Genomic DNA, 14,123 nt, shown 5'->3' with positions numbered 1-14,123 from the left:
GGAGGACCCGTGCAGGTCGTCATCGCACCGGACAAGTTCAAGGGCTCACTGTCCGCCGACGGCGTCGCCGACGCACTGGCGGCCGGGCTGGCAGCTGCGTTGCCGTCGGCCGTCGTCGACCTGGTGCCGATGGCCGACGGCGGCGACGGCACGGTCGATGCTGCGCTGCGCGCCGGATACGTCCGGTCGCAGCACACGGTGACCGGCCCGACCGGATCCCCGGTCCGCGCGGCCATCGCCGTCCAGGGACAGACGGCCGTGGTCGAACTCGCCGCGGCATCGGGGCTGGTGTTGCTCGAGCCCGGTGCCCTGGCGCCGATGACCGCGTCGAGTCGAGGGACCGGTGAGTTGCTCGCCGCGGCGCTCGACCTCGGATGCACTCGCATCGTGCTGGGACTCGGTGGCAGCGCGTGCACCGACGGCGGTGCGGGATTGGTCGCCGCCCTCGGCGGGCGGTTGCTCGATGCGACCGGCGCGACACTGCCCGACGGCGGCGGCGCGCTGGCCGACCTCGCCCGAATAGACCTGAGCAGCTTGGACGCTCGGCTCTCCCAAACGGACTTCGTCGTCGCCCTCGACGTGGACAACCCGCTGTTGGGTGACACCGGAGCAGCACACACCTTCGGACCACAGAAGGGCGCGGATCACGACCAGGTCGAGCAGCTCGACGCCGGGCTCGCCCGCTTCGCGGACGCGCTCGCGGACGTCGCCGGTCCACAGGTCCACGACACCGCTGATGTGCCGGGTGCCGGTGCTGCCGGCGGTGTCGGATTCGCTGCTCTCAGCGTGCTGCAGGCAACGCCGCGCCCCGGACTCGATCTCGTCGCCGATCTGGTCGACCTCGCCGGACGAGTGCAGGGTGCGGACCTGGTCGTCACCGGTGAGGGCAGCCTGGACCGGCAGAGCCTGTCCGGCAAGACTCCCGTGGGAGTGGCTCGCATCGCACGTGCGGCAGGGGTGCCCGCTGTCGTCGCCGCGTGCGGAGTGAGCACGCTGAGCGGGCAGGAGGCCGCCGACGGTGGTCTCGATGCAGTCTGGACGCTGGCCGAGATCGAGCCCGACGCCCGGGCGAGTATGGCGAACGCTGCGCAACTGCTGACTGCGGTGGGCAAACAGATAGGTCGGTGGGCCGCCGACGAGGCACACTCGACAAGAGCTCAGTCAACAACCCGTTCAAAGGAGTCCCGATGACCGACCTCGACGCTCTCGCGCATGTCAACCAGCCGGACGTCGTGCGCGCGCAGATCACCGAATTCATTGCCGCTCATGGTCATCCGCAGGACGAGGGGGCGACCCCGACAACACCGCCGGGAGCTGTCGAGCTGGTCATCCGCGCCGAGCGGGTGCTGACACCCCAGGGCGAGGCCGCCTGCGAGGTCGGCGTCGCAGCAGGATGCATCTGCGCCATCGAGCCGTTGGGCACCGAGCTGCAAGCACCCCAGGTCGTCACACTCGGTGCCGACGAGGTCCTGGTCCCGGGAGTCGTTGACGCACACGTGCACGTCAACGAACCCGGCCGCACGGACTGGGAGGGCTTCGCGACGGCCACTCGCGCAGCGGCCGCGGGCGGTGTCACAACCGTCATCGACATGCCGCTCAACTCCATCCCGTCGACGGTGACCTCGGACGCACTGGAGTACAAGCGGATGGTGGCGGCCGGCCAGACCTTCGTCGACGTCGGCTTCTGGGGCGGCGCGGTGCCCGGCAACCGGAGCGAACTGGCAGGACTCAACGATGCCGGAGTCTTCGGCTTCAAGTGTTTCCTGCTGGACTCAGGGGTCGAGGAGTTCCCGCCGCTGACACCCGACGCGTTGCAGGACTACCTGGAGACCGTCGCCGCCTTCGACGGGCTGATGATCGTGCACGCCGAGGACGCCGAGACCATCGCGACAGCCATCGCCGCCCACGGCACTCTTTACGCGGACTTCCTGCTCTCGCGCCCTCGCGAGGCGGAGAACCTCGCGATCGCTCTGGTGATCGAGCGTGCGCGACGGACCGGCGCACGCGTGCACATCCTGCATCTGTCCTCCTCCGATGCATTGCCCCTGTTGCGGGCGGCCAAGCAGGAGGGGGTGGACATCACCGCCGAGACCTGTCCGCACTACCTGACCCTGACGGCCGAGGACGTGCCGGGCGGCGGCACGGCATACAAGTGCTGCCCGCCGATCCGCGAGGCGGCCAACCGCGACCTGCTCTGGGAGGCACTGGCGGACGGCACGATCGACTACATCGCCTCCGACCACTCGCCGTCGACCGTGGAGCTGAAGGATCTCGAGCACGGTGACTTCGGATCCGCCTGGGGCGGCATCGCGTCCGTGCAGGTCGCGCTGCCGGCTGTGTGGACCGAGGCCCGCAGCCGCGGCATCGCGCTCACCGAGGTGATGGGCTGGATGTCGCAACGCCCGGCGGAGCGAATCGGCCTGCGCCGCAAGGGAGCCATCGCGTTGGGCTACGACGCGGACCTGGCCGTCTTCGCGCCGGACGAGCAGTTCGCCGTCGACGCCGCGGCGCTGCACCACAAGAACCCCGTGTCGGCGTATGACGGCAAGACCCTCAGCGGCGTCGTGCGGCGGACGTTCGTCCGCGGCCACGCGGTCGACTTCGAGCAGCCGCACGGCCGGCTGCTCGTGCACGGCACCGACTGACCGCACACCACCCACCGGAAGGCGGACCACCATGCGTTTGCTTCGTGTCGGCGAGCCCGGCTCCGAGCGCCCGGCGGCCATCGCCGCGGACGGCTCCACCGTCGACGTCTCCTCCGTCGTGCCCGACTACGACCACCGCACGCTCGGCGCCGCCTCACTGGCTCGCGTCGCCGATGCGGTCGCAGCAGGCGGCCTGCCAACCGTCGACCTAGAACGTTCCCGAGTCGGCGCCCCCGTCGCGCGACCGGGCAAGGTCGTGGCGATCGGCCTCAACTACCGCGATCACGCGGCCGAGACCGGCGCCGAGATCCCTTCGGAACCCATCGTTTTCATGAAGGACCCGTGGTCCGTCACCGGCCCGGATGACGATGTGCCGATCCCCCGCGGCAGCAACAAGACCGACTACGAGGTCGAGCTCGCCGTCGTCATCGGGAAGACGGCCCGGTATCTGGAGTCACCAGCCGACGCGAGCGACCACATCGCCGGCTACGCGGTCGCCAACGACGTCTCGGAGCGAGAGTTCCAACTGGAGCGCGGCGGCGGGCAGTGGGACAAGGGCAAGAGCTGCGAAGGATTCAATCCGCTCGGCCCGTGGCTGGTGACCCCCGACGAATTCGAGCCCTCCGACGCACCGATCAGCCTGCAGGTCAACGGCGTTGACCGTCAATGCAGCCGCACGAGTCAGCTGATATTCGACGTCCCGACCGTCGTGCACCACCTGAGCCAGTGCATGGTCCTGCACCCCGGCGACCTGATCGTCACGGGCACCCCCGGCGGAGTCGCGATGGGCCGTCCGGACCCCAAGCCCTACCTCCGTGATGGCGACGTCGTCGAGGCGGCGATCGACGGTCTCGGCCGGATGCGCCAGGTCTTCCGGCAGGCCTGACGCTCGTCGTCGGCTCAGGCGGACACCCGATGCCGCAGGCTGATGTCTGAGCAGGCTTCACATGTGTCCTCCGAGATGACACCGGCACGCATCAGCTGACCGAACATGAAGCAGCCGGCACAGAATCCGACCACGCTCTCGAGCGTTGCGAAGACCGCCAGTACGACGAGCAACACAGTTGAGATGCCCTGAAAGCCGAGCAGGTTGAGGGCCAGAGCGGCACCGGAGAAGACCAGGCCGACCGCTTGCGCGAACCGCTTCGGAGGACCGGCGACCGGCTTCACCGCACCCAGTCGGGGCGCAACGAGGCGCGTCGCGATCTGTCCCAAGGGGCTGGCCGTCGGCCCGGTCGCCACACGAGCGGCAAAGCCATAGGCGAGCAACACGAGGACCAGCCACCACCCGGTGACCGCGCCCACGGTGCTCAAGACGACAACGCCCGCCGCAACCGCGCGGGCGGCCTTCTCGTTGACGGGATTCGGGAAGCCGAAGATCTGGTGTGCCACCCCCAAAGCATAACTAGTTGTTTCTGACCCAATAATTCGGTGTCAGTCCTCGGTACGCTCTACCGGCACTCGTACCTCAGCGCCCTGCCACGCCTACGGCGACATAGGAGTCGGTCGTATCCAGCGCAGCTTCCAGGACCAGCACCGGGCAGGCTGCCCGGCAAGCGTCACTTCTTCTTCTTGGGCGGCAGCGGCTCGGCGGGCGCCAGATGGACAGCGCCGAAGTAGTCGGCGACCTTCTCCATCGTGTGCCGGGACTTGCTGAAGATCACGTAGCGCTTCCGGCGTGGAGTCGCACCTCCCGGGTAGCGGAAGTCGAGGTGGTAGCCGAACGCCTCGGCGATCATCCGCAGTGACTGCGGCGAGTAGTAGGCGGTGTGGTCCGGGAAATAGATGTAGCGGTCCTCGTTGAGATCGCCGCCGTCGGTGATGTTGGTGCCACAGACGACGACACCGTCCCGGTCGACCAACCTGAGCAGCTTGTCGAAGTCGCTCCAGGGGTCACGGAAGTGCTCGATGACCTCACAGGCGATGACCACCGAGAAGCGCCGCTTAGGAGGCTCGTTCGCGTCGATGAACTCGGCGTCGTCGCGGACCTGCATGATGTCCCCGATCGCGACCTGTGTCACTCCGGGCAACTTCTCCATGTGATGGTTGTCCAGGCTTCGTCCCGGCCCGTAGACCAGGATGTCCAGCTTGTCCTTGTTCAGGATGTCGACCGCCATCTGGGCCATGTAGAACTCACGGCCCTTCTTGGTCGGAGTCCCCGCCCGAGTCGCACCCGGCAGGCTCTTGAAGTCCTTCACCTCCGTGTAGTGACTCTTGTCCTCCTTCGGGCATCGGACGAATCCGCACCTGCCGCAGATCCGCACCGGGCAGACCAGCTTCGGGTCCCGGAAGTAAGTGACGGTCTTGGCAATGATGCGCGGTGACCCGCAGACCAGACAGCGCTCCCCGCTGCCCGGTGCCGTCCTCCCCGATGATGTCGATGGCCGACGAATGCGTCGGCGAGCAGCCGCGACGTAACGCGAGCGGGTAGAGGGGCTGATGAGACCGCGCGCAATGCGAGCGCCGCGAACCTTCGACGACCTGAGCTTGCGAACTGTCGACTGACTCATCCGTTGCACGCCCGGTCACGCAGCCGCGCCCGGGATCTGGAGGACGAAGTGGCAGAACGAGGCGTCCCGAAGGCGCTGGGTTCACCACACAAACAGCAGAGGGACCAGGCACAAAGTGTGCCTGGTCCCTCTGCCGATCGGTGGAGCATAGGGGAGCCGTCGTCCTCGCTCCGCTGCGGCTCCTCCCGAATCCACTGTGTTCAATAGATCGAGAAATGGGACCGGGCGAAAAGCATGCCCGGTCCCATTTTCGATCAGTGGAGCATAGGGGATTCGAACCCCTGACCTCTTCCATGCCATGGAAGCGCGCTACCAACTGCGCCAATGCCCCGAAGTGGGTTGTCGTGCCGGAGAACCGGCGACCGACATACTGTAGCCAGCGAGGGTGCAGAGCGCCAAATCGGCGGCCCGTCGGGGCCAGCCGGACCGGGCGATCTTGCCCCGCTCGCCGCGCGGGGGTCCGTCAGCCGGCGACCGGCGCCGCTGCGTCCTCGGCGGCCAGGTCACGTTTCCAGGTGCGGAAGGCTTCCTCGCTCCGGCCGTGCCGCCAGTAGCCGGAAATGGACGCGAGCGCCGCGGGGACGGCGCGCTCCTTGCGGAAGTAGGGCCGCAGGCCGCGCATCGTCAGCTCCGCCTCACCGTGGGCGAAGACCTGCACGACGCCCTCGGGCCACGGCGCCGCCAGCACCGCGTCGCGCAGTTGCGAATGGTCCTCCCCGACACGACGCACGAAGTGCGCCTCGAAGCCCTCCGGCAACGGCAGCTCGACCTCGTCCGACGGTTCGCTCGTCTCGGCATACACGATGCCGCGAGCTCCGGCCGGCATCCCGAGGAGAGCTGCGCTGATCGCCGGCAGTGCCGTCTCGTCGCCGACGAGGAAGTGGAAGTCTGCGTCGGAGCTCGGCGAGTAACCGCCGCCCGGACCCATCATGGGCAGCGTGTCGCCCGGCTGCGCTCTCGTCGCCCACGGGCCGGCCACGCCCTCATCGCCGTGCACGACGAAATCGATTGCGAATCGACGGTTTTCGTCATCGACCTCCCGCACGGTGTAGGTACGCAGGACCGGTTGCGCCTCGGGCGGCAGCGTCTCCTGCACGACGCCGAGGTCGAGCGGCTCCGGGTAGTCGACTCCGGCGACGAGGAAGACGAGCTTGACGTAGGCATCGGTGTGTTCGCGCGCTGCGATCGCGTCGAAGCCAGGCCCGGAGAACCAGACGCGGATCAGGTGCGGCGTCACGGTGTCGGTCGAGACAACGTGCAGGTCGTGCGGCTTGCGCGAGCGAGGCATCAGGCTCCTTCTGGAAGTTAGGTGTGCCTAACTTATCAGGGTCTCGATACGCTCCTCCGCTTCGCTCCCCCGCTACTCGACCACCTTGCGCTGCCGCGCTCCTCCGCTTCGCTCCCCCGCTACTCGACCACCTTGCGCTGCCGCGCTCCTCCGCTTCGCTCCCCCGCTACTCGACCACCTTGCGCTGCCGCGCTCCTCCGCTTCGCTCCCCCGCTACTCGACCACCTTGCGCTGCCGCGCTCCTCCGCTTCGCTCCCCCGCTACTCGACCACCTTGCGCTGCCGCGCTCCTCCGCTTCGCTCCCCCGCTACTCGACCACCTTGCGCTGCCGCGCTCCTCCGCTTCGCTCCCCCGCTACTCGACCACCTTGCGCTGCCGCGCTCCTCCGCTTCGCTCCCCCGCTACTCGACCACCTTGCGCTGCCGCGCTCCTCCGCTTCGCTCCCCCGCTACTCGACCACCTTGCGCTGCCGCGCTCCTCCGCTTCGCTCCCCCGCTACTCGACCACCTTGCGCTGCCGCGCTCCTCCGCTTCGCTCCCCCGCTACTCGACCACCTTGCGCTGCCGCGCTCCTCCGCTTCGCTCCCCCGCTACTCGACCACCTTGCGCTGCCGCGCTCCTCCGCTTCGCTCCCCCGCTACTCGACCACCTTGCGCTGCCGCGCTCCTCCGCTTCGCTCCCCCGCTACTCGACCACCTTGCGCTGCCGCGCTCCTCCGCTTCGCTCCCCCGCTACTCGACCACCTTGCGCTGCCGCGCTCCTCCGCTTCGCTCCCCCGCTACTCGACCACCTTGCGCTGCCGCGCTCCTCCGCTTCGCTCCCCCGCTACTCGACCACCTTGCGCTGCCGCGCTCCTCCGCTTCGCTCCCCCGCTACTCGACCACCTTGCGCTGCCGCGCTCCTCCGCTTCGCTCCCCCGCTACTCGACCACCTTGGTGTCGCGCGACTCGACCACCTTGTCGCGCGAGTCGGCCGGCTTGGGGCGGCGCTTGCGCACATAGACCTGGCGGCGCACGTGCGCCACGACCGTGCCGTCGTCGAGCGTCAGGTCGGTCTCGAACCAGTGCAGGACCTTCTGCCCGGACTCGGCCTCTGCCCGGATCTGCTCCGCCACCTCGCGAGGCACCTCGAAGCGGCCGTGCACGGTGGACACGCCAGGACTGAGGTAGTCGATCTCGGCCTTGGTGTCCCACACGTGGTAGCCCTTGCCGAGCTGACTCCACAACAGCAGCGCGAAGAAGGCGTCGGACATCGAGCCGATGGACCCACCGAACGCAGTGCCCTGCTGGTTGCGGTTGAAGCGGTTGAGCCGCAACTCGGTGCGGCATACGGTCCAGTCGTCGGAGAACTCCCGCACCCGGATACCCGCACCGAGCAACGGCGGATAGAAGCACATCGCGCGAGCAAACCACCGCGGCGGAATCGACCGCCGCTCACCGAATTTCGACGACTTCTTGCCGCTCATCGGGACGTCACCTCGGGCTTGCTCGACGGGGTGTTCAAGGGAGTACGTCGCAGATTCCAACCGGCGAGCAGCCAACTCCCGCGCTGCTCGGCGAGCAGGGCCCAGTGGCAGTTGCCCATGCCCTGGAAGGATTTCAGGGCCACCGACTGCGGTATGCCGGCGAGCGACGCACACAGCACGCGTGCGGCGAAGCCGTGCGTCGCGATCACAGCGGTCTCCCCCGGTCGCAAGTCCGCGATCACCTCGCGGGCGGCAGCAGTCGTCCGCTCGCAGACCTCGACCATCGTCTCGCCGGTCCCGCCACGACGCACGTCCTCGCCGGCGGCCAGCTTCTGCAACTCCTCGGGTTGCCGCGCGCGGATCTCCGCCGTCGTCATACCGGCCCAGTCACCGACGTTGACCTCCCGGAAGCGCTCGTCGAACGTCAACGGCGCGTCACACACACTCGCGAGCGCCTTCGCGGTGTCGGCGGCGCGCGTCAGGTCCGAGGCAACGATCCGCGAAATGTCTTGCTGGGCAAGGTGTTCGGCGACAGTCGCGGCCTGCTCGCGGCCGCGGTCAGACAACGGCGCGTCGAACTGCCCCTGCCACCGGCCGGCAGCGTTGTAGGTGGTCTCACCGTGGCGCCATACGATCAGGTGCCGGGGAGCGGCGCTCACTGGCGCAGGTCGATGGTCGGGCAGTCGCGCCACAGGCGCTCGAGGGCGTAGAACTCACGTTCCTCGTCGTGCTGCGCATGCACGATGATGTCGTCGAAATCGATGAGCACCCAACGGCCCTCACGATTGCCCTCCCGACGGATCGGCTTGCTGCCCAGCTCGTGCAGGCGCTCCTCGATCGCATCCACGATCGAGGCCACCTGGCGCTCGGTCTCACCGGAAACGACGAGGAAGACGTCGGTCAACCCCAGCTGGTCACTGACGTCGATCGCGACGACCGACGTCGCGAGCTTCTCCTCCGCCGCGGCGGCCGCGGCCCTGGCCAGGTCGATGGCACGTGCGGTCGCGGTCACCTTGACGCCTCCTTCATCTCGCCGGCATCCGGCTTGTAGAGCTGATATTTGCCGATGTATTGGACGACACCGTCCGGCACGAGATACCAGACCGGCTCGTCGTCCATGACCCGCTGTCGGCAGTCGGTCGAGCTGATCGCCATCGCGGGGACTTCCATCAGCCGCACATGATCGCGCGGCAGCCCCCGGTCGGACAGGATGTGCCCGGGCCGGGTCACCCCGATGAACTGCGCCAGCGGCCACATCTGCTCCACGCCCCGCCACGACAGGATCTGCGCGAGCGCGTCGGCACCGGTGATGAAGAACAACTCGGCATCCGGGCGCTGGGCCCGCAGGTCGGTGAGCGTGTCGAGCGTGTAGGTCGGTCCGGGCCGGTCGATGTCGACCCGGCTGACGGTGAAGCGCGGGTTGGATGCCGTCGCGATCACCGTCATCAGGTAGCGGTGCTCGGCCGAGGTGACCCCGCGGCCTTCCTTCTGCCACGGCTGGCCGGTCGGGACGAAGACCACCTCGTCGAGATCCAGGCGTGCCTGCACCTCACTGGCGGCAACGAGGTGACCGTGGTGGATGGGATCGAAGGTGCCACCCATCACGCCCAGCCGGATGGTCAGTGCTCCTTCTCGCCTTCGGCGCCGTCACGGTAGGGGGCGCCGGCGTTGCGGAATGACCACACGATGCCGAGCAGCAGCAGGAAGATGACCATCGCAAGTGCGCCATACATCCAGTGCGGCATGGGCAGGTGGTTCTCCTCCAGCTTGGGAACGCTGGAGTCTGTTGCTAGCTGGACCAGGGACGACCTCATGCGCGACAGCCTACCGGGTATGACGCACACGTTTTCACCGGTGGCGTCGATCCCGCGCAGGGGCCACCGCGGTGCGCCGATGTGACACGCTGACAGCTGACCGGCAGGCCCCTGTGCCGGCCCCGAAATCAGCCCGAAGACGGCCTCGGAAACGGTCCCGAAGAGAAGGAGTCACAGTGCAGCCGACGGTCGCGTTCGCGATGCCGAACACCACGTTCGAGCGGGTCTTCGGCGAGCGCCAGGTGGATCGGATCCGCCGCGCCGGAAGCCTGTTGCAGGACGACCCGATCCCGTCCTTCGACGGTGCCGTCGCAGACCGCGTGTTGCGCGAGGTGGAGGTGCTGGTCACCGGCTGGGAGACGCCGACTATCGACGCCGCAGTCGTCGCCCGAGCGCCCGCCCTGCGGGCTGTCGTCCACTCCGCGGGCTCGGTGAAACAGCTCGTGACACAGGCGTGCTGGGACCGGGACATCGTCGTCACGTCTGCCGCGGACGCCAACGCCCGCCCGGTCGCTGAATACACCGTGGCAATGATCCTGCTTGCCGGCAAGAACGTCCTGCAGATCGCCCGGGCGCTCCACGAGCGACGCGAAGCCTTCGAGCCGGACGCGCTCTTCCCGCGAATGGGCAACTACGGCAAGCGGATCGGCATCATCGGCGCCTCGAAGATCGGCCGTGACGTCATACAACTGCTGCAGCCGTATGACGTCCAGATCGTCGTCTCGGACCCGTTCCTGAGCAGCTCCGAGGCCGCCGAACTCGGGGTGGAGCTCGCCGAGCTCCCGACGCTGCTGGCGACGTGCGACATCGTCAGCGTGCACGCCCCGTCGCTGCCCGAGACCCGGCACCTGCTGGACGCCGGGGCGCTGGACCTGCTGCGGCCGGGCACCACCCTGATCAACACCGCACGCGGGGAGCTGATCGACCAGGACGCGCTGGTCGAGCGGCTCCGCCGGCGGGATCTGTTCGCCGTGCTCGACGTGACCACGCCATGGACGCTGCCGGCAGACCATCCCTTCCACGACGACCCGAACGTCCTGCTGACCCCGCACCTGGCAGGGTCGCTCGGCGCCGAGCTGACCCGGCTCGCGGACGCCGCCGCGGACGAGGTCGAGCGCATCGCCGACGGGCGCCCGCCCGCGCACCCGGTCGATCCGGCCACCTGGTCGATCACCGCCTGATGCACCGAAAGGCGTAGAAAGCGACCGAGAGGACCAGCAAATCGGGTCGGCCTTCTACGCCGCTTGGTCTCGATACGGTCTCGCCTAGCGGCTCGACCTACTCGACCAGCTTGGGCGACGGTCCGAATGTGCGCTTCTCGGTCAGGAGCGGATCTGGCCGTCGCCCTCCACGACCCATTTGGTGCTGGTCAGCTCCTGCAGGCCCATCGGGCCGCGCGCGTGCAGCTTCTGGGTGGAGATGCCGATCTCGGCGCCGAAGCCGAATTCACCGCCGTCGGTGAACCGGGACGACGCGTTGATGGTCACGACCGCTGCGTCGACACGGGCCACGAACTGGCGTGCAGCCGCGCGGTCCGCGGTGACGATGACTTCGGTGTGGCCCGATCCGAAGCGATCGATGTGCGCGATCGCGGCATCGACGTCGTCGACGACGGCGACGCTCATCTGCAGGTCGAGGTACTCGGTCGCGAAATCGACCTCTGTCGCCGGCGTGTATGGCGTGCTCCCCCGCTCCGCGATCTCCGAAGCACGCTGATCGGTGTGCAACGCGACATGTGCGGAGGTCAGTGCGTCATACAGCTGCGGGAGCACGGCGTCCGCGATGTCACGGTGCACGAGCAACGATTCCGCCGCGTTGCACACGCTCGGGCGGTGCGTCTTGGAGTTGAGCACGATCGCGACCGCCTGCTCGACGTCCGCGGCAGCGTCGACATACACGTGGCAGTTGCCGACGCCCGTCTCGATGACCGGCACCGTCGCACCCTGCACGACTGCCTGGATCAGCCGGTCACTGCCGCGCGGTATGACGAGGTCGACCAAGCCGCGGGCGGTGATGAGTGCATCGACGTCCTCGTGTCCGCCGTCCAACAACTGGACCGCATCGGCGGGAATGCCCTGCTCCTGCAAGGCATTCCGCAGCACATCGACGATCACCCGGTTCGTGTCGGCTGCAGCGGAACCCCCTCGCAGGATCATCGCGTTGCCGCTCTTGAGCCCGAGTCCGGCGGCGTCGACGGTGACATTGGGGCGTGCCTCGTAGACCATGCCGACAACGCCCATCGGCACGCGGACCTGCCGCAACTGCAGGCCGTTGGCGAGGGTGGAGCCACGCACCACGTCGCCGATCGGATCGGGCAGCGCGGCCAGCTGGCGCAGCGCCTCAGCGATCGCGGCGACTCGCTCCGGCGTCAGCCGCAAGCGGTCCTGCAGACCGTCCGGCATACCCGATTCGCGTCCGCGCAACAGATCCGCCTCATTGGCGGCCACAATGCGGTCGGTCGAGGCGAGCAACGCGTCGGCCAGTGCGTGCAGTGCCGCGTCCTTGTCAGCTCGGGTGAGCAACGCGAGGTGCTTGGCTGCGACCTTCGCCGCTCCGCCGGCCTCGTGGAGACGACTCGACGCGTCCGCGCGGGTGGGTTGATCGATCGTGCTGGTCATGTCACTAGCGTAGAAGTGGTTCGAGCCTTCGCGTTCGGGCATTCGCCACCCGGACACCGACCCGTGGGCGACTCTGACGGTCGTATTGTCCGCTGACGGTCGAATTCGACCGTCAGCGGTGAATCGGACCGTCAGGGTCGGGTTCGGCGGTGCGCCAGGAACTCCTGCACGCCGCGCAGCCGGGTGCGCAGCACGGACTGGGTCTGCCGGGAGTCCAGTCGCACCTCGAGCTGCTGGCCGGGACCGAGCGCCGCACGCGATCCGATGCGGATCGCCTCGAAGTCCAGCCCGTCACGCGCCGCGATCAGCCTGCCCATGTCGGCATGGCTCACCGCGTCGACGCCGCCGCAGTGGAATGTGCCCGGTCGTCGTGCCTCGGCCAGTTCCAGCAGCGCGGCCGCCAGGTCGTCGCGGTGCGCCGGACAACGGATGTCGTCGGCGAACAGCACACCGTCAGCACCGGCCGCGAGCTCGTGGACGAGCCGCTCGATGGACGAGTCCGGGCCGAGGATGCGAGAGCTTCGGGCGATCGTCGATGTCGGCGCCAGCGCACGGATCGCCGTCTCCGCGGCGGCCTTCGCCGCGCCGTACGGCGTGATCGGGTCGGGCGCCGCCTGTTCGTCATACGAAGCGGCGCGTCCGGAGAAGATGGCGTCGGAGGAGACGAAGACCAGGTGCGCACCGGCCGCGTCGGTCGCGAGCGCCACGTTGACCGCACCGTCGGCCGTCACCCGCCAGTCACCCGGGTCGTATGCCGTGTGTATGACAACATCCGGGGCGACCTGGGCGATGACGGCTCGACACGCGTCGGCGTCGGTGATGTCGAGGCGAACCTCCGACCCGCGTGAGACGGCGACGGCGTCGTGGCCCGCTGCACGTGCGGCGGCAACCAGCGCGGCACCGAGGTATCCGGTGCCACCTGTGACGAGGACCCTCACTGTCCGGACGCCGCGAAACGACGCTGCTGGCGGTACACCCCGATGAAGACGATGATGATGCCGCCGATGGTCAGGTAGAGGCTGTATTTGGCCAGCTGGTTGACCAGGTCCTTGGCCGGCTCGCCCATCCGGTAGCCGGCATACATCCACAGCCCTCGGTAGACCAGCCCGGCGGCGAAGTCGATGAGCAGGAAGCGGCGCAACGTCATGCGGGCGTCACCGACGAATGCGTAGACGATCGAGCTGGGCAGCAGCGGGATGAACCACACCAGGAAGACCGCCGGGCCGCCGAAGCGGCGGGCAATGCTCTCGGCCCAGTAGGCCGTGCGCGCAGCCCATTTTGACCGTGCCGCGATCATGTCGATCACGCCACGACCCCACAGTCGACCGGCCCACCACCACAGCCAGTCGAACTTGATCGACGTCAGAGAGGCAGCGATGATCGCCAGCCACCAGAACTGCTGGTGCTGACCGACCCGCATCAGCGCGCCGATGTCGACCATCGCGATGTTGGATCCACTGAAGCAGGCCAGGATGTAGTCGCGTGCAGGCGCTGAGAAGTTGCCCAAGATCCACGGTCGGACGGGGATCGTGGCCATGCCGTAGATGCCGGTGGCGATGATCAGCCCGATGCACCACATGTCGGACTTGCCGGGCTTGCCCTTCCACGGCATCCGGGGGTCGTCCCACCACTCCTTCGTGGGCGGCTCCTCCTCCTGCGCCTCGGCGGCCAACGCCTCCGCCTCCGCGTCCGACTCGGGCACCGGCCGCTCGCGCAGCCGGGCCGCGTCCAGTGCCTCGCTGCGATCGCTCACGCCACCATCCTCGTGCATCCCCTCGTTCGTG

At 68.4% G+C, this 14,123-nt stretch carries 15 protein-coding genes and 1 tRNA gene; 4 read left to right on the top strand and 12 right to left on the bottom strand.

The window, feature by feature from the left end; translation table 11 throughout:
• Positions 1 to 9 precede the first annotated feature (9 nt).
• Genes ACSZL9_RS11220 through ACSZL9_RS11210 form a run of 3 tightly spaced genes read left to right on the top strand, consistent with a single transcriptional unit; the run spans position 10 to position 3,531 of the window.
• Positions 10 to 1,191: a glycerate kinase gene (locus tag ACSZL9_RS11220; protein ID WP_446665797.1), complete on the top strand. Its 1,182-nt coding sequence runs from the start codon at positions 10 to 12 to the stop codon at positions 1,189 to 1,191.
• The gene (gene allB / locus ACSZL9_RS11215; protein ID WP_446665576.1) at positions 1,188 to 2,645 is read left to right on the top strand and encodes an allantoinase AllB; all 1,458 of its coding nucleotides are present in this window, start codon (positions 1,188 to 1,190) and stop codon (positions 2,643 to 2,645) included. The genes ACSZL9_RS11220 and allB overlap by 4 nt, the downstream gene beginning before the upstream one ends.
• A 31-nt stretch (positions 2,646 to 2,676) precedes the next feature.
• Positions 2,677 to 3,531, top strand: a complete 855-nt coding sequence (locus ACSZL9_RS11210; protein WP_446665575.1) for a fumarylacetoacetate hydrolase family protein — start codon at positions 2,677 to 2,679, stop codon at positions 3,529 to 3,531.
• Between the two features lie 14 nt (positions 3,532 to 3,545).
• Here the strand turns inward: ACSZL9_RS11210 and ACSZL9_RS11205 are convergent, their stop codons facing one another.
• The 9 genes from ACSZL9_RS11205 to ACSZL9_RS11165 form a co-directional block, all read right to left on the bottom strand.
• Positions 3,546 to 4,037 (bottom strand): DUF4395 domain-containing protein, encoded by a 492-nt coding sequence (locus ACSZL9_RS11205; RefSeq protein WP_446665574.1) that lies wholly within the window; start codon positions 4,035 to 4,037, stop codon positions 3,546 to 3,548.
• 167 nt (positions 4,038 to 4,204) lie between these two features.
• The gene (locus tag ACSZL9_RS11200; protein ID WP_446665573.1) at positions 4,205 to 4,843 is read right to left on the bottom strand and encodes a methyltransferase domain-containing protein; all 639 of its coding nucleotides are present in this window, start codon (positions 4,841 to 4,843) and stop codon (positions 4,205 to 4,207) included.
• Positions 4,844 to 5,413: 570 nt separating this feature from the next.
• A tRNA-Ala gene (locus ACSZL9_RS11195) sits at positions 5,414 to 5,486 on the bottom strand.
• A 132-nt stretch (positions 5,487 to 5,618) separates the two neighbouring features.
• Positions 5,619 to 6,443, bottom strand: coding sequence for a siderophore-interacting protein (locus ACSZL9_RS11190; protein ID WP_446665572.1), 825 nt, complete (start codon positions 6,441 to 6,443; stop codon positions 5,619 to 5,621).
• 918 nt (positions 6,444 to 7,361) lie between these two features.
• The gene (locus tag ACSZL9_RS11185) at positions 7,362 to 7,907 is read right to left on the bottom strand and encodes a DUF4442 domain-containing protein (RefSeq protein WP_446665571.1); all 546 of its coding nucleotides are present in this window, start codon (positions 7,905 to 7,907) and stop codon (positions 7,362 to 7,364) included.
• A complete protein-coding gene (locus tag ACSZL9_RS11180; protein ID WP_446665570.1) occupies positions 7,904 to 8,566 on the bottom strand; it encodes a histidine phosphatase family protein in 663 nt (220 codons plus the stop codon). The genes ACSZL9_RS11185 and ACSZL9_RS11180 overlap by 4 nt, the downstream gene beginning before the upstream one ends.
• Positions 8,563 to 8,919 (bottom strand): ribosome silencing factor, encoded by a 357-nt coding sequence (rsfS, locus tag ACSZL9_RS11175; RefSeq protein ID WP_446665569.1) that lies wholly within the window; start codon positions 8,917 to 8,919, stop codon positions 8,563 to 8,565. The genes ACSZL9_RS11180 and rsfS overlap by 4 nt, the downstream gene beginning before the upstream one ends.
• On the bottom strand, positions 8,916 to 9,524 hold the full coding sequence (gene nadD / locus ACSZL9_RS11170; protein WP_446665796.1) for a nicotinate-nucleotide adenylyltransferase: 609 nt from the start codon (positions 9,522 to 9,524) through the stop codon (positions 8,916 to 8,918). Before nadD ends, rsfS begins: the two co-directional genes overlap by 4 nt.
• Before the next feature lie 2 nt (positions 9,525 to 9,526).
• Positions 9,527 to 9,721 (bottom strand): hypothetical protein, encoded by a 195-nt coding sequence (locus tag ACSZL9_RS11165; protein ID WP_446665568.1) that lies wholly within the window; start codon positions 9,719 to 9,721, stop codon positions 9,527 to 9,529.
• Positions 9,722 to 9,897: 176 nt separating this feature from the next.
• On the opposite strand from ACSZL9_RS11165, the gene ACSZL9_RS11160 reads away from it, so the two are divergent.
• Positions 9,898 to 10,902: a hydroxyacid dehydrogenase gene (locus ACSZL9_RS11160; protein ID WP_446665567.1), complete on the top strand. Its 1,005-nt coding sequence runs from the start codon at positions 9,898 to 9,900 to the stop codon at positions 10,900 to 10,902.
• Between the two features lie 141 nt (positions 10,903 to 11,043).
• Here ACSZL9_RS11160 and ACSZL9_RS11155 read toward each other — a convergent pair whose 3' ends face one another.
• The 3 genes from ACSZL9_RS11155 to ACSZL9_RS11145 form a co-directional block, all read right to left on the bottom strand.
• Positions 11,044 to 12,339, bottom strand: a complete 1,296-nt coding sequence (locus ACSZL9_RS11155) for a glutamate-5-semialdehyde dehydrogenase (protein ID WP_446665566.1) — start codon at positions 12,337 to 12,339, stop codon at positions 11,044 to 11,046.
• A gap of 131 nt (positions 12,340 to 12,470) precedes the next feature.
• Positions 12,471 to 13,277, bottom strand: coding sequence for an SDR family oxidoreductase (locus ACSZL9_RS11150; RefSeq protein ID WP_446665565.1), 807 nt, complete (start codon positions 13,275 to 13,277; stop codon positions 12,471 to 12,473).
• Positions 13,274 to 14,092, bottom strand: a complete 819-nt coding sequence (locus tag ACSZL9_RS11145) for a DedA family protein (RefSeq protein WP_446665564.1) — start codon at positions 14,090 to 14,092, stop codon at positions 13,274 to 13,276. Before ACSZL9_RS11145 ends, ACSZL9_RS11150 begins: the two co-directional genes overlap by 4 nt.
• Between the last annotated feature and the right edge of the window lie 31 nt (positions 14,093 to 14,123).

The sequence above is a fragment of the Flexivirga sp. B27 genome, assembly GCF_052905685.1.
Note: the sequence above shows the minus strand (reverse complement) of the source record. Positions and strands in the feature narration are given on the sequence as shown.